This window comes from Sorangium sp. So ce302, from assembly GCF_051530145.1.
Taxonomy (GTDB): Bacteria; Myxococcota_A; Polyangia; order Polyangiales; family Polyangiaceae; genus Sorangium; species Sorangium cellulosum_B.
In genome coordinates this window covers 12973426-12992543 of record NZ_CP150326.1, presented here as the reverse complement: position 1 = coordinate 12992543, position 19118 = coordinate 12973426, and the positions used below count along the sequence as shown (strand labels likewise).

Genomic DNA, 19118 nt, shown 5'->3' with positions numbered 1-19118 from the left:
GCCGAGCGCGACGAAAGCGTTGGCCTACCGCGCCAGCGGGCGGTCACGTCGCCGCGTGGGCGCGTCGTGCTCTCTCGAACGGGCAAATCGGATGGATATACGGTCGCCGACGGCCAGCGCCGGACGGCCCCAGTCCAGGCATTCGTCCGTGCGGGCGTCCCGCCCGTAGACCGAGAACCAGAAATGGCTGGGGACGCCGCTTCGCGTAGGTCCGGCCCAGGTGATCAAGGCCATCACATGACCACGGCGCGGCACCCCCGCGACACAGACTCGCCGCGAGTTCAGCTCGACGCGGAGGGCGCGTTCTGCGCGCGCGCCAGGCGCACGGAGAACGCGGCGCGCCACCGCGGTCGCGGTCCTCGAGAGAAGAACCCGGGCGCTCCGGGAGATTGTCGCGAGTTGCCCTCGTGGATCGCGGAGCATCGGCCCGGCGAACGCGCCCAGCGCGGTACGGACCTGGCGGAGCAGCGTGTCGCGATACGACTCGGCGCACGGCGTGCGTCTCCAGGGGGGGTCGACCGTGTCGGCGTCGAGGACCTCGATCCCGATCTCGTCCCCGACCCTGAGCGCGCGGGAAGGCCACACCAAAAACTCTTGCCGGTCGGAGGCCAACCCGCCGATCCACACGTCGCCGTCCCTGAGCAGCGCCTCCGGAGAGCCGGCGCGCCGCGTGATGATGATCGTCAGAACGCCGGCCGGTCCGACGCCCGCGGTGCAGACCTTCGTTCCATTGACCGAGACACGGAATGCGATCATTGCTCCCCCGCGCGCACGCTTTGTTAACTGTATATCCCAACGTGCCAGCGAGCGCCGCAGCGTCGCTCCCGGTGGCCTCCTGGCGCTTGCGGCTGAACCCCGGTACGCTGGTGAAGACCGATGGACAAGGTCGGCGTCGCCCGGTTTGCGCGGTACAAGGGGTGGCCGGCGTTCGCGCAGGTCCGTCTGACGGTCCACGACGTCCCGACCGAGATCGCCGCCGTGTCGTTCAGCTGCAGCGGGTCGGGGTTCACCGCGCAGGGGCACGTCGAGGAAGCTCCAACGTCGGGATACGATGACTTGAAACGAGGCGCGGCAGCGGGCGTTCGCTTCGCCTTCCGCCTTCTCGGCAGCGCCCCACGTCCGGTCACCGTGACCAGGATCGAAGGGCTGAGCACCGACACCAGCCCCGCAGCGGTCGGCGCGGCGGCGGCTCTCGCCGTGTTCAACGCCCTCGGGGCGGCCACGCCGCCTTCGTTCCACGCGCTGGTGGAGGAGATCGTCTTCACGCCCGCGGGGACCAGCGCAGAGTTCTCGCTCTGAAGCCGCCGCGCCGAGAGAGATCTCGGCCAGGAGGCGCGGGCCCTACTCGGGATCGTCGAAGTCGGCGATCTTCGCCATGTCCCGCCGCAGCTGGAGATCACGCTCCACGAGGAGCTGGTCGAGCTCCTCTTCGGAAGCGTACGCCAGCCGTCGATGGCGCTCCGCGACCCGGCTGTCGATCGCCCGGATCATCCGCACCGCGAGCCACGCAGCAGCGATCGACGCCGCGTCGGACGCAATGAACGCAACCCGGGACCGGATGAACTCCGCCACGGTCAGATCCGGCATGGTAGAGGCCAGCCACCCGAGGCCGCGGCTCGCGACATAACACCCCCACCACGCGCCGAGCGCGGCATGGTGCACCGCGCCCGCCCGCGGGGCGTGCGCCATCTCGACGCGCCGGTAACCACCCCCGCCGTCGAGGAGAGGGCGCGGCGCAGGCTCGGGCACGCCCTCCGGGGCAAAGCCGTCATGGAGATCGCGCAACACCCTGTACGGCTGCACCAGGTTCACGACGGGAATGAAGAATCCCAGGACCGCCTCGGACGGCGTCCAGGAAAACCCCCGCACGGGATCGAGCTCACCCGCCAGCGCGACCGCCCGGGCGAGCCAGCGCAGGAACACCACGCCAGCAACGAGCCCGAGCCCCAGCTCGAGCAACCCCCCGACCTCACGGAGCGTGTTGGCAAGCCGCCACGTCGATGCCGAGACGTCCGTCGAGCCGAGCAACACAATGTGCCAGGCGCCGGTCAGCGCCGTGAACGCCGCCACCGCCCCCATCGCGATCAGCCCGGCAATCGCCACGCGAGCGCGCCGGCGCACGACGCGGACGTCGCGGCTCCACCCCTCCCGAGCTTCGGCCCAACCGCTCACGACGAGCGAGGCTATCAGCGCAACACGCCGCATCGCAAGCGACGTGGCCGAGGAGCACACGTGGCAATCGTGCGCTTCGAGGCGCCCGCTCCGCCCCCGACAGCGCGATCGCAGGGCGGCAATCCGTCAGCTCGCCATCGCCGGCTCCCCTCGCCGCGCGCATTCGTCGAGCCCCGCCAGCGCGCGCCGGAAGCTCTGGATCGTCGCATAGAGCCCCTTCCGGAGCGGCACCCGCGGCTCGAACCCCAGCGCCCGCCGCGCCAGATCGATCGCCGGGCGCCGCCGCATCGGATCGCCCTCCGGCAGCGGGCGGTACGCGATCCGGCTCGCGCTCCCCGTGAGCCGCGCGATCTCCTGCGCCAGCTCGAGCACCGTCACCTCCACCGGATTCCCCAGGTTGACGGGCCCCACCTCCGACGGGTGCTCCATCAGCCGCAAACACCCCTCCACCAGGTCGTCGACGTGACAGAAGCTCCGCGCCTGCGACCCATTCCCGTAGACCGTCAGCTCCTCTCCCCGGAGCGCCTGGGCGATGAAATTGCTCACCACGCGCCCGTCGTCGATCGCCATCCGCGGCCCGTACGTGTTGAAGATCCGCGCGATCCGAACCGACGCCCGCCCCTGGCGGTGAAAGGCCATCACCAGCGACTCTGCGCAGCGCTTGCCCTCGTCGTAACAGGCGCGCACCCCGACCGGGTCCACCCGCCCGAGGTAGCTCTCCGGCTGCGGGTCGACGTCGGGATCGCCATACACGTCGCTCGACGACGCCAGCAAGAGCCGCGCGCCGTGCCGCTCGGCGCACAGGAGCGCGTGCAGCGTGCCCATCACGTTCGTGATCGTGGAGCGCACCGGATCGCCCCGCCAGCGCGCAGGGCTCGCCGGCGACGCCAGGTGGTAGACCCTGTCGACCTCGTAGTCGAACGGCAGGGCCACGTCGTGCTCGACCAGCCAGAAGCGGCTGCTGCGCATCAAGTGAGCCACGTTGGCCGGCGAGCCCGTCGAGAAATCGTCGAGCGCAATGACCTCGTGGCCGTCCGCGAGGAGCCGCTCGCACAGGTGCGAGCCGATGAAGCCGGCGCCCCCCGCCACCAGGACGCGCATGCCGCTCCCCACCGTCCTCCCGTTCGCGTCACCCATCGGAACACCTCCGTCGTCGCAACACCGCGCCTCGTGAACCGCCGAGACCCCCCCGCGCCGCGCAGCACCTCACGCGAGCGGGCTCCGGTAGCGGCCCGGGTCACGGCGGCGAACGCCGGACGCAGGGCCGCTCCGCTCCACGTCGTCCTCCGCCGCCTCGCCGAGCCGGTAGCACGGCCGCAAGAGCAGCTCGTCGATCAGGTCGAGGAGCGTGTCCACGCGGTGCGCGCACGTGTGGCGCGCGAGCACCGTCCGGCGCCCGTGCTCGGCGACGCCGCGCGCGAACTCCGGGTCCGCAAGCAGCGCGCGGAGGTGCTCCGTCATCTCCGCGCCCGTGCGCGCGACGAGGTAGTCCCGGCCAGGCGAGAAGAGGCGCTCGACGTCGGTCCACGGCGCGCTCACGAGCGGGATCCCGCACGCGAGCGCCTCGAACGGCCGGATCGTGGGGATGCCGGGGAGCCACGCGGCGTACGGCCGCCGCGGGACGTGCACCGTGATCCGGGCGCGCGCATAGGCGTCCGGGACGCGGTGGTTGGGGAGCCAGCCGGCGTACTCGATGCCGGCGTCCGCGAGCGCCGAGAGCGCGCGATCGGGGTAACGCACGCCGTGGACCCGCGCGCGGAGCCCGAGCGCCCTCACGGGCTCGACGAGGAACTCGTGGAGCTCCGCCGTGCGCTCGCCGTCCCCCCAGTTGCCGATCCACACGAGATCACGCTCCTTCTCGACCTCGGGCAGCGGCCGGAACAGGCGCGCGTCCGCGGCCTCGTGCCACACCACCGCGCGCCGCGCGACGCCGCGGCTCAGGTAGAGATCGCAAACGCTCTTTCCAAAGCCGAGCACGCAGTCGTACCCCGAGAGATCGCGCCGCACGATCGCGGCCGGATCGGTGATGAGCCCGTGGTGCGTGTCGTGGAAGAAGAGGCGATAACGATCCGCGCGCGCGCGGTGCTCGCCGAGCCGCCGCACGAGCTCCGGGTCGCTCCGCTCGTGGACGAGCACGACGTCGACCCCCGCGAGCGCGGCGTCGAGGTCCAGCGTGGAGAGCGCGTAACGGCGCGGGCGGAGGCGCGGATAGACGGCGGCGGCCTCGCGCAGCGCGTCCGGGCCGTACGCCGCGACGAGGCCCAGGGCGCTCCAGGCGTCCTCGGGCTCGAAGGCGAGCACGTCGTGGCCGCGCGCGTCGAGCTCGGCCGCGATCCCGCGGAGGAAGTGCGCGTCCGCGTGATCCCAGTCGGAGAGCAAGGAGTGGCAGAAGAGGGCTATTCGCATGGTGTCCCGCAGGGTGAAGGCGACGAAGGAGGGCAGACCCGCCGGGGGGCCGGCGGGCGGGCGGCGAGCGCGAGGGCGTAGACGTCGAGGTAGCGGCGGGCCATGGCGCGCGGGCTGAAGCGCACCGCGCGCCGGCGGGCGAGCGCGCCGAGCGCCTCGCGGCGCGCGACGTCCCGGATGAGGTGGTCGAGCGCGGCGTGGAGCGCGCGCGGATCGTCCGCGGGGACGTAGAGGGCGGCGTCGCGCCAGACCTCGCGCAGGCTCGGCAGATCGCCGAGCACGAGCGCGCAGCCGGAGAGGGCGGCCTCCAGGGTGGCCATGCCGAACGGCGCGTACCGCGCCGGGGAGGCGTAGATCGCGGCGCGCGACATCCACCACGTGAGCTCCGGCTCGTCCACCCACCCGAGGGAGCAGAGGCTCTCCCCGGCGCGGCGGCCGACGCCGCCCGCCGCGACGTCGCTCCCGGCCACGAGCACGGGCCACGCGAGGTGGGGCGCGACCTTCTCGAGCGCCGCGAGGTTCTTGGCCTCGTCCCAGAGCCGGCCGGCCGCGAAGACGAACGGCTCCTTCGGCGCCGGCGCGAACCGCCTGCGGTCGCGCGCGTGCGGGATGACATGGCCGCGGCCGAGGCCGAGCGCGCCATACTCGCCCGCGAGGGCGCTCAGCATCGCCGCGCTCGGCGCGACCACAGCGTCCGCGGCCCGGAGCCCCTCGGCGACCCGCGCGCGGTAGCGCTCGTAGCGGACCGGCGCCGGCCGGCGGTGCACCGCGCGCCACCACGACAGCACGCAGGCGTGCGCCACGACGACGCGGGGCGCCCGGAACGGCAGGGCCGCGTGGCAGTAGCCGTTCAGGTGGACGAGGTCCGGCCGCGCCCGCTCCTCGAGGTCGAGCAGCCAGTCGCCGGCGGCCGCGACGTCGTCCCACGGGTCATCCATCCATTCGAGCCGGTAGGCGCTCTCGACGAGCTCGAGGCCCGGCACCGCGGCGGCCGCCGCGCGCGCCGCGGGCGACAGGGGCCCGCCCATGATCGCGAGCACCGTGGCCACGCCGGCGCGGGAGAGCGCGCCTGCGAGCTCGAGCGCGACCGTCCACACGCCGCCCTGCGTGTCGGCCGTCATCAGCACCCGGCCGGGCCGCGGCGCCGCGGCGCCCGGGGATCCGCGGTCAACGCGCGCCATGCTCGAGCTCCGTGAGCGGCAGCGGCCGGCTGTCTGGCAGGTCCCCGAACGTCCGGTGCTCGGCGATATAGTGGGCGTGCGCCCGCTCCCAGGCGCCGTCGTCCGGCGCCCCCCATCGCCGGGTGTACGCGGGCGAGCCAGGGTACGGGAACGCCGGGACAGGCTCGTTGGCCCACACGCCGAGCCCGAGGAGGCGCTGCCGCCACGACGCCGCCTCGGCCGGATCGCCGGGGCCCGCGTCGCTCAGGTTGGCCTGCACGAAGGGCACGCTGCGCCGGGCGTGGACGAGCAGCGCGGTGAGCTCCTCGGCCGACGCGCTGCACCGCCTGGCGAGCGCGTCCATCCCCTCGATCGACGGGCGCTCGACGCTGGCCTCGATCGAGACGCAGCCAGCGCGGCCGAGGAGATCGAGCATCTCGCGCGACCAGCTGTCGATCCTGAGCTGGACGCCGAACACCACGTCCCGCGCCCAGAGCTCCTCGAGCAGGGCCCGGTCGGGCAGGAAGCGCTCGTCGATGAAATAGACGTGGCGCACGCCCTCGGCGAGGAGCGCGTCGAGCTCCTCGAGCACCGTCGCGAGCGGGCGCTTCCGGAGCCTGTCGCGCGCGCCGTCCCTGGCGCAGGAGGCGCAGCGGCAGGGGCTGCCGCGCGAGGTCTCCATCTCGGCGCTCGGCCCCTCGGGCACGGCGTCGAAGCGGTGGTGGTGGTGGACGTGCCGCGCGATCGTCGCGCCGTCCCACCGCAGGGCCGGCAGCGTCCTCAGGCAGGCGGCGTAAGGGCCTCCTTGCACGTGGTCGATGCCGTTCCTGCGGTAGGCGATCGAGGGGATCTGCCAGAAGCGCGACTCGGTCGCGCCGGCGAGCATGACGAGGATCTCCTCGCACTCGCCGAGGACGACGACGTCCACGCCGAGCTTGCGGAGCGCCGCGCGCGGGGTCGCGGAGCCGTGGGGCCCGACGGCGACGAGGAGGCCGCCGTGGCCCCGCAGCGCGGCGACCGCCGCCATGGGCACGCGCAGCTCGGGCGGGGGGCTGCGCCAGGAGAGGTAGCTCGGCGCCGTGGCGATCACCGTCATGGCCGGGCGGAGCGCCGCGACCTCGTCGCGCAGCGCGATGAGGTCGATCCCGCGCGCCTGGGCGTCGATGAGGGCGGCCTCGTGGCCCGCGCGCTCGAGCAGCGCCCTGGCGTACCCGAGCTCGATCGGCAGGTGCGGCTCGCGGCAGCCGAGGTAGACGCTGCCGTGGAAGGTCCAGGGCGGGTTGACGAGCGCGACCTTCACGAGGCGGCCTCCAGCCGGTCCATCCGGACAGACGAGGGGATGTCGGCGTAGACGGCCCCGAGTCGCGCCTCGACGCCGAGGCGCCATTGATAGAGCGCGCGCAGCCCGTCGCGCAGGGCGACCCGCGGCGCCCAGCCGGTGAGCGCCTGGAAGGCGCGGCAGTCGGAGACGTAGTACCGCGGATCGCCCCGCCTCCACGCGGCGAGCGAGACGACCGGGCGGCGCCCGTCGAGCTCCTCGAGCAGATCGAGCAGCTCGACGAGGCTCACCGCCGTGTCCGGGCCGCCCCCGATGTTGAAGGCGCGGCCCGAGGCGGGCTTGAGCGCGCGCCGCGCGCGCAGGAGGGCGTCGACGAGGTCCTCGATGAACAGCGCGTCGCGGACCTGCAGCCCGTCGCCGTAGAGGGTGATCGGGTCGCGGCGGATGGCGCGCGCGACGAAGTGGGCGATCCACCCCTGGTCCTCGTTGCCGAACTGCGGGGGGCCGTAGACGCAGCTCACCCGGAGCACCACGGCGTGGAGGCCGAAGGTGCGGGCGTAATCGAGGACGTACTGGTCGGCGGCGCCCCGCGAGCACCCGTAGGGGCCCCGGAGATCGAGCGGCTGACTCTCGGAGATGCCGTGCTCGCGCGCGCTCTCGCACAGGGGTCGATACCGCTCCTCGCCGCGCTCGATCGGCAGATCGGGCAGCGCGCCATAGACCTTGCTGGTGGAGGCGAAGAGGAGCGGCGGAGGGCGGTCGAGCCGCCGGAGCGCCTCGAGCACGTTCAGCGTGCCGCGCGCGTTCACCTCGAAGTCGAGCGCCGGGTCGGCGACGCTCCTCGCGATGGCGACCTGCGCGGCGAGGTGGAAGACGAACGAGGCGCGCCGCACGGCGTCGCTCACGGCCTGCTCGTCCCGGACGTCGCACACCCGGACCTCCACGCCAGCGCCGTGACGCCCCTTGAGGCGCTCGACGTTGCGCTCGACGAACCCGCGCGAGAGGTTGTCGAGGACGAGGACCGGCTCCCCCTTTCGGAGCAGCTCGTCGGCCAGGTGAGAGCCGATGAACCCGGCTCCCCCCGTGATCAGGACATGGTCAGGCATAGGATGCTCCGTTCCGGTCTGGACGAGCGGCGGGCGAGCGGGTGATGAGAGAGAGCGCCTCGCGAGCGGACGGCGCACGACGGCGCAGCGCGGCAGGCAGACCGAACGCCCGCCCGCCGCGCGATGTCCCCCCCGGCTCCGCGCCTCGCTGCGCGGGAGTCCCTGAGGAGACACCGATTAACATGCGATCTGGAGAGCCGCAATCGATCGAAGGAGCTTTGTTTGACGATCGGTATCGCGCCTTCCGCGCCTCCTGGAGAGGGTACGGCGCCGCCGGATGGCAGCGGAGACTCGATGTGTCGCAAAGGGGGTTTGTGGCGAGGAGCGCCGCTCGGACAGGCGATGAGAGCGGTCGGGGACGGGGGTGAGAAGGGAGGGGCGCGCTCGGCGCGGGGCGGAAATGGAGGGGGGAGAGGGAGGTCTGAAGCTTCTCCTCGAATTCTTCGGAGAAATTCACAGGGAGGCGTGGAGACGGGGAGGAAAATCCCACCAATCTCCCCGCCTCCCCGCCTCCCTGTTCAATCTCCCGCTAAAATGAGGGGATCTGCCAGGCGGGAGATGCGAGGCGGCGCGACGATGGCGCGCGGGAGGGGCTCGGCTTGCAGGGAGGAGGGCAGCGCGGGAGCGAGCCCTCGGGAGGCTCAGCTCGCGGTCGGCTGGCCCGTCAGACGCAGGTAGATGAACGCAAGCCCGATGGCGGCGACCGGCGCGGCCACGAGCGTGCCGAGGCAGCAGGCGAGCACGCCCGCCAGCACGAGCGCGCAGGCGAGCAGGGCATAGACGAGGAGGCCCCCCTTGTGGCCGGTCGTGATTCGCCAGCTCTCCTTCATGGCGTCGATGGCGCCCAGGTTCTTATCGACGATGCACAGCGTCGTCATGCTCAGGCCGAGCGCGACGATGACGCCGGGGACGATCAAGAGGAGCATGCCGGCGCCGACAGCGAGACCGGTCAGGAGCTGGGCGCCCAGGATGGACAGGAACCACCGCCCGCCGCCAAGGACGTCGCTGAAGGAGTACGGCTCGCCGCGCGCGACCTTCAGGAGGAGGTTGTTCATGCCTCCGGCGAAGTAGGCGCCGACCACGAGCGCGACGGCCTGCATCAGCAACTGGATGGCCGCCCCCGCGGAGGGCGCGTCCCTCGCGAGCGCCGCCTGGATGCCTCCGCCGATGCCGTTGGGGACGCTCGACGCAAGCCCGACGACGACCATGGCGCCGATGAGGACAGCCGGGTCGCGCTTCAGGCGCTCCCAGCCGAAGGACGCCGCATCTCCCGCTCCCCACGGCGCCGCGACGCCCGTGCCCGGGGGTGAGCCATAGCCCGCGCCGCCGCCCGGGGGCTGGTAGGGGTTGGCCCCACCCCAGCCGGCGCCGCCACCCGGAGGCGGGCCGTAGCCGCCGCCACCGCCCGGAGGCTGGCCCCAGCCGCCGCCTCCTCCCGGGGGCGGGCCGTAGCCGCCGCCGCCCGGAGGCTGCCCCGGAGGCTGGCCCCAGCCGCCACCGCCCGGCGGCTGCCCCGGCGGCTGGCCATAGCCGCCGCCCGGCGGCTGCCCCGGCGGCTGGCCGTAGCCGCCGCCCGGCGGCTGCCCCGGCGGCTGGCCGTAGCCGCCGCCCGGAGGCTGCCCCGGCGGCTGGCCATAGCTGCCGCCCGGAGGCTGCCCCGGCGGCTGACCGTAGCTGCCGCCCGGAGGCTGCCCCGGCGGCTGACCGTAGCTGCCGCCCGGAGGCTGCCCCGGCGGCTGACCGTAGCTGCCGCCCGGCGGCTGACCGTAACCGCCGCCCGGAGGCTGCCCGTAACCACCGCCCGGCGGCTGTCCCGGAGGCTGGCCGTAACCACCACCCGGCGGCTGTCCCGGAGGCTGGCCGTAACCACCACCCGGCGGTTGACCAGGGCCAGCGCCCCCGGGTGGCTGTCCGTAACCACCGCCCGGCGGCGGGCCGTAGCCACCCCCCGGCGGTTGCCCGTAACCACCACCGCCCTGACCGCCCCCTGATCCCCCGCCCCAGCCACCTTGGCTCATCTTGTCTCCACTGGGTGTGAATACCGACTACCCCCAACCAACTACCCCCCACTATACGTGGAGGGCGCCGGCACGGAACAACTAACTTCCGGCGCGCGGCGCCCCCGTGCGCGCCCGCACCGCGCCGCCGCGCGCCGCGCGCCGCGCAGAGGAGCGACGGCCGAACGCCGCGCGCGCTCCGCGATTGCGGACAGCGCAGCAATCGCGGAGCCCGCGCCGAATGCGGCGATCAACAGCGATTGAGCGCTCGACGTCCATTGCCGGACGCGGGCGCGAAACACGCGCAGATCACCTCGGCGGCGGGCCGCTCAGGCACAGGCCGGCGATGCTGCTCGTGAACGACGTCCCCTCCTCGCGCCGGACCTCGACGGAGTTGCCCGTGAGCGGCGACGAGAACACCCCCTGAACGACGCCTTCCCCCTGCTTCGCCGTCACGGAGCGGCCGACGAGGGACCCGGGCGACACGGCCTCGATCGGCGCTCCCGGCGCGATCGCCTGCTCCTCGGGCAGCTCCGCGCGCCGGAACCCGCCGAACCGCACCGCCGTGCCGCCGCCCTTTCCCGGCATGATCTTTCCGATGCACTGCCCGAGCGGCGTGCCGACGACCGCGTACGTCACGGCGGCGTCCACCGGCGACCGCCTCGATTCGCCCACCAGGGTGACGGCGACGGCGAGGACGAACGAGGCGACCGGGACCGCGAGCGCGGTCGCCACGACGACCGCGGCGGCGCCGGACGTCGCCCGGCCGAACGAGGCGAGCTCGGCGCTCACGGCCTGCTCGAACGACCGCAGGATCACGACCTGGCGCGCGCGCACCCGCTCGAGGACGGCCGCGGCGACCAGGTTGTCGGCGGCGCAGAAGCCGCACCGCGCGATCGCGCCGTCACCCGCGCCGAGCGGCGCGCCGCACACGTGGCACGCCGCCGGCTCGCCCGGGGCCGCCGGGGGGCGCGCGGCGCACGCCTCCTCGAGCCGCCGCTGCCTGCTGCGCATGACCGCGAGCACGGCCGCGCCGGTCCCGACGGTGCCGAGCCACGCCGCCACCGTCATGCCGCCGGTGATGACGTTCCCCTCGGTGTCGGGGCTGACCCAGACCCCCAGCACGATGAGCGCGCCGAGCAGGGTGATCGGCACCGACGCGAGCGCGAACACGACAAGCAGCCGCGCGTGCCGCTGGGACGCCGTGACCAGCCTCCGCCGCAGCGCCTCCGAGAGCTGGCGGCGGCGCACGTCGGTCTGGAAGACCACGTGCGCCGCGGCGCGCAGGCCCTGCGCCGCCTCCCCGGGCAGCGGGCCGCGGTACTGGCACGCCGCGCAGGCCATGAGATCCGGGCTGGCGAGGGACACAGGCGCGGGTCGCCCGCAGCGCGGGCAATGCACGGCGAGCATGGACCGATTCTACGCCAGCCGCGTCTCGGCAGGTCAAGGCGCCTCGCCGCGCGCCACTTCTTCCACACCGGCGCGAACGACAGGCGCCCGTGCCTACGAGGCAGCCTCGTCGCGGCTCACCGCGCCCCGCGCCTCGCCTTGCGCGCGCGCCGCCCCGCCGGCGCGAGCTCGTGGAGCGCCGCCGACAGCGAGGAGAACGTGCTCAGGACGCCGAGGTCGACGCCGACCAGGCTCATCGCGATCTCGGGGCGCACGCCGACCAGATAGACCCGCGCCCCGAGCAGCGCGGACGCGCGGCTGGTCATGCCCACCGTCTCGGCGACCCGGGCGTCCACGAACGGCACGCCCGTGAGATCGAGCAGCACGGAAGATGCCCTGTGCCGGCTCACCCCCTCAGACACCTTCTCGAGCACCTGCCTGGCACGGCCACCGTCGATCATCCCGATCAGCGGCACGAGCAGCACGCCGGGCAGGAGCGGGATGAGCGGACAGCCCAGCTCGCGCACCGTCTCCGAGAGCGCGCGCTCGATCTCGTACGCCTTCTGAAGGTCGGCGTGCTGCGACGACAGCGACTCCACCAGCGCGTCGCGCTCCAGGGCCGCACCGAGCAGCGTCCCCCAGATCGCGACCGTCCCCTCGTCTCCGGCCATGGCAACGAGGGTCGGGCCGACGAGCACCAGGATCCCCCAGTCGCGCCGGGCAGAGCGTATCGGCAAGAGCAGCACCATGTGCGTGCCGTCCTCGGCCGACGGCGGCAGCGTCGCCGCCGGCAGAAACGCCTCCGGCCGACAGCGGCGGCCGATCGGCGGGGTCGGGCTGCCGTCGCGGCTGTAGGCGCCGGCGACGACGAGGCGGGAGCGCGCCTGCGGGTCATCCCACAGCGCGAGGCAGCCCCAGACCACCGTGGTCGTCTCGAGCCACGAGAGCGACCGCGTCGCCTGCTGGGTGCCGCCGAGCAGGGCAAAGCTCACATCGTAATTCGTCCTCGCGAGCACCCCGAGCTGGCGGACATACTGGCTCTCGGCCTCGAGCCGGGCCCGCGCGATCGCGAGGCGCACGAGCTCCAGGAACGCGTCCACCCGCCGCCTGGCCGTGTCGTCCAGGGACGCGCCGCGCCGCTCGTGAAACTGGCCCAGCAGGCGGATCGTCGCCAGCAACGTCCCCACATCCATCGTGATGTCGACCGCCTGCCGGCAGGCGCCCCCGAGCTCGGTCGCCGAAGGCAGCGCGGCGCCCCGAAGCGCCGCGAAATAGCCGTCGATCAACGACGTGACCGCCGGCCATACCTCGGTCGGCGGGACGCCGGGCGGGAGCGGCTGGGGCAGGAGCAGGAGCTCGACCATCTGCCGGGCCAGGGCGCCGCCGGCGTCCTCCTCGGGCACCGCGTCCTCCCTGTCGAGGAACTCCTGGATCGTGTTGCACCCGCACGAGCTCCGCACGGCGAGGGAGTTGGCCGTGCGCACGCCCTCGGCCGGGAAGGCCTCGCCGGCGATCATCGACGCAAGGAGATCGCACGCGGCGCTCCCCATCATCTCGAACCGCTGGCGCACCGTGGTCAGCGGCGGATCGGCGCCCTCCGCGTCCGCGATGTCGTCGAAGCCGATGATGGCGAGATCCTCGGGGATGCGGACGCCCGCCGCCTTCAGCAGGGGCATCATCCCGAGCGCGTTCTTGTCGGTCCCGAAGACCGCCGCCGTGCACCCGGGCAGCTGCGCGAGGAGCGCCGGCGCGGCGCCCTGGCCGCCGCTGTACCAGTTGTTGTCGCTCCGGATGACCAGATCGGGGTCGAAGGGGATGCCCGCCTCGGCGAGCGTGTCCTTGTAGGACGCGAAGCGCTCGCGCACGTCGTACGCGTCGAAGTAGCCGACGAACGCGATGCGCCGGTGCCCGTGCTCGATCAGGTGGCGCACCGCGCTCCGCATCCCGCCGTGGTTGTCCGGGATCACGGCTGGACAGGCGACATCGGCGGCGCGCGTGCCGACGGTGATGAACGGGACCCGGCCGCGCGCGAGCGCCTCGATGCCATGCAGCTCGATCAGGACGAGCCACCCATCCACCTGCTCCCCGGCGAGCGACGGCGCGTGGACCTCGAACGGCGTACCGCGCAGCACCAGCGTGCGAAACCCGCGCTGCTGGGCCGAGTCATGGATGCCGAGCAGGACAGGGTTCCAGAACGAGCCGTCGAGAAAGGGGGAGATCACCCCGAGGGTGCGAGGGCGGGCCGCGGCGCCGGCTGCCGGGACATGGAGCGGCGGGGCGTCGGTGCGGCGCGCCGGAGGCAGAGAAGAGCGGCGCCCCGGTGGGAAAGATGAGCGGCGCCCCGGTGGGAAAGAAGAGCCGGTGCTGCGCCCCGAGCCCGCCGCCTGCCCCGGTGCGCCGGAAAGCTCGCCCCACTGCTCCGGCACCACGATGCCGCTGTCCCGGCGCCCCTGACCCATCCTCGCGCTCCCTCCCGCCCTGCTCGCCCACGTCCGGCCGAGCCTCGCCACTTCCGTGGCCAGCGCCATCCTTAATCGATTTCGGGCCGGAGGTGAGGAAAGCGACAGTGCCCCGGCGCGCCCATCACCTCGCCCTGTGCGCGCCCCCCGCCGCCGGCGCGAGCTCGAGGAGCGCCATCGCGAGCGAGGAGAACGTGGCCAGCTCGCCGAGATCGACGTCGACGAGGCTCTCCGCCATCTCGGGGCGCACGCCGACCAGGTAGACCCGCGCGCCGAGCAGGGCAGCCGCGCGGCTGGTCATGCCCAGGAAATGGGCGACCTGGATGTCCACGAACGGAACGCCCGTGAGATCGAGCAGCACGGACAGCGCCTCGTGCCGGCTCACCCCCTCGGCCACCTTCTCGAGCACCTGCTGGGCGCGGCCGCCGTCGAGCATCCCGATCAGCGGCACGAGCAGCACGCCGGAGAGGAGCGGGATGATCGGGCAGCCCAGCTCCCGCACCGTCTGCGACAGCGCGCGCTCGCTCGCGAACGCCTGCTGCAGGTCGGCGTGCCGCGCCGACAGCGACGCCAGCAGCGCGTCGCGCTCGAGGGCCGCCCCGAGCAGCGTCCCCCAGATCGCGACCGTGCCCTCGTCCCCGGTCATCGCGACGACGGCCGGGCCGATGAGCACGAGGATCCCCCAGTCGCGCTCCACGGAGCGTATCGGCAGGAGCAGCACCATGTACGTGCCGTCCGCGGCCGAGGGCGGCAGCATCTCCGCCGGCGGGAACGCCTCCAGCGGATGGCGGCTCCCTTTCGGGGGGACCGGGCTGCCGTCGCGGCTGTAGGCGCCGGCGACGACGAGGCCCGCGCGCTCCGCCGGGTCATCCCACAACGCGAGGCAACCCCAGACCATCGTGGTCGTCTCGAGCCACGAGAGCGACCGGTACTCCTGCTGGGTGCCGCCGAGCAGGGCGAAGCTCACGTCGTAGTTGGTCCTCGCGAGCACCCCGAGCTGGTGGACGGAGCGGGTCTCGGCGTCGAGCCGCGCCCGCGCGCACGCGAGGCGCGCCAGCTCCACGAAGTCCTGGACCCGCCGCCTGGCCGCGGCGTCCAGGGACATGCGGCGCCGCTCCGGGAGCTGATCCATCAGGCGGGCCGTCGACAGCAGGGCCCCCAGATCGGGCGTGATGGCGACGGCCTGGCGGTAGGCTCGCTCGAGCTCGGCCGCCGGGGCGGGCGCGGTGCCCCGGAGCGCCGCGAAATACATGTCGACCACCCGCGTGACCGCCGGCCAGACCGCGGCCGGCGGGGTATCCGGCGGGAGCGGGCGCGGCAGGAGCAGCTGCTCGACCATCTGCCGGGCCAGGGTGTCGCCGGCGTCCTCCTCGGACGCCGCGTCCTCCGTGTCGAGGAAGTTCTGGACCACATTGCAGCCACACGAGCTCCGCAGGACGAGCGCGTTGGCCGTGCGCACGCCCTCGGGCGGGAAGGGCTCGCCGGCGATCATCGACGCGAGCAGCTCGCACGCCGCGCTCCCCATCATCTCGAACCGCTGGCGCACCGTGGTCAGCGGCGGGTCGGCGCTCTGCGCCTCCACGACATCGTCGAAGCCGATGATCGCGAAATCCTCGGGGATACGGACGCCCGCCGCCTTCAGCTCGGACATCGTCCCGAGCGCGTTCTTGTCGGTCCCGAAGACCGCCGCCGTGCACGCGGGCAGCTGCGCGAGGAGCAGCGGCGCGGCGGCCCGGCCTCCGCTGTACATGTTGTTGTCGCACGGGATGACCAGATCGGGGTCGAAGGGGATCCCGGCCTCGGCGAGCGTGCTGATGTAGGCGTCGCGGCGCTCGCGCACGTCGTATGCGGCGAAGTTGCCGACGAACGCGATGCGCCGGTGCCCGTGCTCGATCAGGTGGAGCACCGCGTTCCGGATGCCGCCGTGGTTGTCCGGGACCACCGCGGGACAGCGAAAGCCGGCGGGGCGGGCGCCGAGCGTGATGAACGGGACCCCCGCATCGGCGAGCGCCTCGAGGCCGCCGAACTCGATGATGACGAGCCACCCGTCCACCTGCTCTCTGGCGAGCGAGGGGGCCAGGACCTCGGATGGCGTGCCGCGCAGCACCAGCGTGCGGATCCCGCGCCGCTGGGCCGACTCATGGATGCCGAGCAGGACAGGGCCCCAGAACGCGCCGGAGAGAAACGGGGCGACGACGCCGAGGGTGGGAGGGCGGGCCGCCGCGTGCGCGCCCTCGGACCGGCGCGGATCAGGGCCGGAGACGCCGGCCTTTCCCCTGGCCTTCCGCTCCGCCGCGCCAGGCAGCTCGCCCCACTGCTCCGGCAACGGTACCGAACTGCCCTGGCGACCCTGACCCATTCCCGACGGCCTCCTGCTCCACAACCTGACCGCCTTTCCCACGGCCGCTGCGGACCGGCTACATCGTATACGCTGCGCCGCCGGCCCGGGCGAGAAGTCTCGTGTCCTGCCGTGGAATCCGGAGCGTAGCGTCAGACTGCGGACATGGCCGCCCCACACGCGGCGTGTGTGTCGACGCGCTTCGACGCGCTCCGACGACCGGCGCGCCGCCGGCGCCTGGCGTCGCTGGCGAGCTGGTCGGTGGTATCGTCGAGCAATGCAATACCGCGACGAACGAGACGCGCTGCGGGGGCGTGTGGACAGCCTCGAGGAGCAGCTCGCGGCGGCCAGGAAGGAGCTCGAGGAGCACCGCGACGACGATCGGGCCGCGCGGGTCGAGCAGATCGAGCGCCAGATGGCGGAGGCCCGCCGCGTGCTCGACCAGCTCGGCCGGGAGCTCGCCGCGGTGCGCGGCCGGCCGAAGCGGTCGTCGGCGGTGCCGCTCCTGGTGACGATGGCGGGCGTGGGGCTCTGCGCGATGATCGCGAGCTACCTGCTGGCGCGGCCCGCGCGCGAGACGATGGCGATCGTCCAGCAGCCGGCCCTGCCTCCGCCTGCCCCTCCCCTCCCGGAGCTGCCGGCGCCGGTCCCCGAGCCAGCGCAGGCGCCGCCGGAGCCGGCGGCGCCGGCGCGCGAGGCGCCGGCGCGGACCGCGACCGCGACCTGGAGGGCGGCCGTCACGCGCGCCACGGGGCTCCCCCTCGCGGCCGGCGCGGCGTGCACCGTCGAGGCGGAGCTCGCGAGCTCGGGCGACGACATCCGCGTGCCCGCGCTCCGGGTCCTCTGCGGCGGCAAGCCGATCTACCGGTCGAGCGATCCGCTGAACGGCATGTCGATGTTCAGCAGCGGCGTGGAGGAGGACTCCGGTCCTGAGCCTGGCACCTATGTTTATGCCCTCTCGTACCAGGACAAGGGCTCGCGCGCCGGGGAGCGGGCCGAGGTCTCGCTCGACAGCATCCGCAAGGCCGGCGCCGTCTGGCGCGACTCGGCGCCCGCGTACCGCGTCGAGTTCACGCTGGCTTACCAGAGCCTGCCCGTCGCGGGGGAGGCGCTCCTCGACGCGACCCGGAAAGCGCTGCGCCGGTCCGCGCGCGTCACCGAGTCCACGGGACCGAGCCCGGTGAAGGTGGGCCAGAGGTGCGCGCTGCTCGTCTCGCCGCTCCCGCGCGGCGGCAAGTGCCTCACGCGCCTCGCGTGCGCCGGCCGCATGCTCTACGGCGCGGGCACGACCGGCGTCTCCGAGTGCACGGTGGAGGGAGACAAGGTCGTCCGCGTCCACGACGGGAACACGACCCCGAACGGCGGAGACCCGGCGCTCGAGCTCGACGCCGCGACGGGGCGCATCACCGTGAAGGACGACGTGGGCGGCGCCGCGTGGACCGTCGGCGTGCAGCTCGATCCGAGCGGCTAGAACAGCGCACGCCCTGAAGGAGGCAGGGTCGGCCGAGGCGGCAACCTTGTACAAATTGAGGCGCCCAGGGTCGGCCGAGGCGCCAACCTTGTACAAATTGAGGCGCCCAGGGTCGGTCGGAGGCGCCAACCTTGTACAAATTGAAGGCGCCCGGGGTCGGCCGAGGCGGCAACCTTGTGCAAATTCGAGGCGTCCGGGTCGGCCGAGCCCCTCATCCCGGCTGAGCCGACCAGGAGCCGGTCCTCCGCGTCGGTGATCCTGAACGAGCCGAAGGGATCCGAGGTCGTCCAAGGCCGCAACCCGGGTGGCGCTGAGCTGGTGGACCCGGAGAGTGCGGCGGGAAGGGCAGGAAGGGCGGCGGGCCCTGGCGGCGCCAGCATCGGGATCGATGCACCAGGGCTCGACCGGCCTTCACCCTGCGAGCGCTGCTGCGGCGGCCACGAGCAAGAGCGAGCGGCGCCGCCGGCTCCGTTCGAACGGGGCGGCTACTGCGGCACGTCCGGGACCGGCGCGTCGGGCTCGATCTCGGGGAGCGCCTCCTCGTCGTCGTTCTCGGCGGGCTCGCCCTTGCCGCTCTTGCCGGCCGCCCGCCGGGCGGCGGCCTGGCGCAGGCGGTCCAGCGGGGCGAGCGCCGCGCGCGCCGACTGGATCGTCTCCGGCCTCTCGCGATCGACGGCGGCGACGACCTGAAGCAGGTAATCGCCGATCGCGCTCACGAGCTCCCGGAGCGGCTCGCGCAGGGCCGCCACCTCCGCCGGTGTCTCGTGCGCCTTCGTGATCCCCAGGACCTCGCCATAGGCCTCATGGGCGGCGCGCACCTCGGCCAAGAACTCAGGACCCGTGATGGCGACAAGGTCCTTGCCGAGCGCGTCGTCCTCGGCGATCCGGCCGAGTAGGGCGTTGCTCTCGGCCCACTCGAGATCCTACGCAGTTGACGTACAGCTCCAGGGGGCTCGCGCTCGCGACCTCGATGCCGCGGCCCCGGAGCTCGACCAGGCGGACGCCGGCGCGCATCTCACGCCGCGCCCACGCTGGAGCGAAGGGGGCCGCGCCGAGGTCGCCCTGCTCGGGCGTCATGTAGCGTGGGCCGACCCGGTGCTGGGTGCGCCGCCGTCCGCCTGGTCGAGCTCGCGCTCAGCGAGCGGCTCGGCGTGTCCGCGGCCGTTCTGCGCCCTGTGGCCGCTCGCCTGAGGGGCCGCGGAGCAGCAGCCGGCACGCGCCTCAAGGCCACGGGGGGGGGCGACGCGAGCTGACCTCACGCCCTCACCGCTGGCTGCGTTCACGGGGGCGCCTGGCGACGTGGTCCCGGCTCCCCCCGCTGACAGCCCCTAGGAACGGAAG

14 protein-coding genes are annotated in these 19118 nt (G+C 73.7%); 2 read left to right on the top strand and 12 right to left on the bottom strand.

What is annotated here, in order from left to right:
- Positions 1 to 24: 24 nt before the first annotated feature.
- A complete protein-coding gene (locus WME73_RS49185) occupies positions 25 to 756 on the bottom strand; it encodes a hypothetical protein (protein ID WP_437914104.1) in 732 nt (243 codons plus the stop codon).
- 120 nt (positions 757 to 876) lie between these two features.
- Here WME73_RS49185 and WME73_RS49180 point away from each other — a divergent pair, with 120 nt between their 5' ends.
- Entirely contained in the window at positions 877 to 1299 is a 423-nt protein-coding gene (locus WME73_RS49180) for a hypothetical protein (RefSeq protein WP_437914103.1), read from the top strand.
- A gap of 42 nt (positions 1300 to 1341) precedes the next feature.
- Here WME73_RS49180 and WME73_RS49175 read toward each other — a convergent pair whose 3' ends face one another.
- The 10 genes from WME73_RS49175 to WME73_RS49130 form a co-directional block, all read right to left on the bottom strand.
- The gene (locus tag WME73_RS49175; RefSeq protein ID WP_437743199.1) at positions 1342 to 2172 is read right to left on the bottom strand and encodes a DUF4328 domain-containing protein; all 831 of its coding nucleotides are present in this window, start codon (positions 2170 to 2172) and stop codon (positions 1342 to 1344) included.
- A 126-nt stretch (positions 2173 to 2298) separates the two neighbouring features.
- A complete protein-coding gene (locus WME73_RS49170) occupies positions 2299 to 3309 on the bottom strand; it encodes a UDP-glucuronic acid decarboxylase family protein (RefSeq protein ID WP_437743198.1) in 1011 nt (336 codons plus the stop codon).
- Positions 3310 to 3378: 69 nt separating this feature from the next.
- On the bottom strand, positions 3379 to 4578 hold the full coding sequence (locus WME73_RS49165) for a CgeB family protein (RefSeq protein ID WP_437743197.1): 1200 nt from the start codon (positions 4576 to 4578) through the stop codon (positions 3379 to 3381).
- Positions 4569 to 5759: a glycosyltransferase family 4 protein gene (locus WME73_RS49160; protein WP_437743196.1), complete on the bottom strand. Its 1191-nt coding sequence runs from the start codon at positions 5757 to 5759 to the stop codon at positions 4569 to 4571. The genes WME73_RS49165 and WME73_RS49160 overlap by 10 nt, the downstream gene beginning before the upstream one ends.
- A complete protein-coding gene (locus tag WME73_RS49155) occupies positions 5746 to 7038 on the bottom strand; it encodes a TIGR04295 family B12-binding domain-containing radical SAM protein (protein WP_437743195.1) in 1293 nt (430 codons plus the stop codon). Before WME73_RS49155 ends, WME73_RS49160 begins: the two co-directional genes overlap by 14 nt.
- Positions 7035 to 8123 (bottom strand): SDR family NAD(P)-dependent oxidoreductase, encoded by a 1089-nt coding sequence (locus WME73_RS49150; protein WP_437743194.1) that lies wholly within the window; start codon positions 8121 to 8123, stop codon positions 7035 to 7037. Before WME73_RS49150 ends, WME73_RS49155 begins: the two co-directional genes overlap by 4 nt.
- 641 nt (positions 8124 to 8764) lie before the next feature.
- Entirely contained in the window at positions 8765 to 10141 is a 1377-nt protein-coding gene (locus WME73_RS49145) for a hypothetical protein (protein ID WP_437914102.1), read from the bottom strand.
- A gap of 288 nt (positions 10142 to 10429) precedes the next feature.
- Entirely contained in the window at positions 10430 to 11530 is a 1101-nt protein-coding gene (locus WME73_RS49140) for a hypothetical protein (protein ID WP_437743192.1), read from the bottom strand.
- A 116-nt stretch (positions 11531 to 11646) separates the two neighbouring features.
- A complete protein-coding gene (locus WME73_RS49135) occupies positions 11647 to 13968 on the bottom strand; it encodes a substrate-binding domain-containing protein (RefSeq protein WP_437914101.1) in 2322 nt (773 codons plus the stop codon).
- A 124-nt stretch (positions 13969 to 14092) separates the two neighbouring features.
- The gene (locus WME73_RS49130) at positions 14093 to 16327 is read right to left on the bottom strand and encodes a substrate-binding domain-containing protein (RefSeq protein WP_437914100.1); all 2235 of its coding nucleotides are present in this window, start codon (positions 16325 to 16327) and stop codon (positions 14093 to 14095) included.
- A gap of 256 nt (positions 16328 to 16583) precedes the next feature.
- Here WME73_RS49130 and WME73_RS49125 point away from each other — a divergent pair, with 256 nt between their 5' ends.
- The gene (locus tag WME73_RS49125; RefSeq protein ID WP_437914099.1) at positions 16584 to 17777 is read left to right on the top strand and encodes a hypothetical protein; all 1194 of its coding nucleotides are present in this window, start codon (positions 16584 to 16586) and stop codon (positions 17775 to 17777) included.
- 485 nt (positions 17778 to 18262) lie between these two features.
- Here the strand turns inward: WME73_RS49125 and WME73_RS49120 are convergent, their stop codons facing one another.
- The gene (locus WME73_RS49120) at positions 18263 to 18604 is read right to left on the bottom strand and encodes a hypothetical protein (protein ID WP_437914098.1); all 342 of its coding nucleotides are present in this window, start codon (positions 18602 to 18604) and stop codon (positions 18263 to 18265) included.
- Positions 18605 to 19118 lie beyond the last annotated feature (514 nt).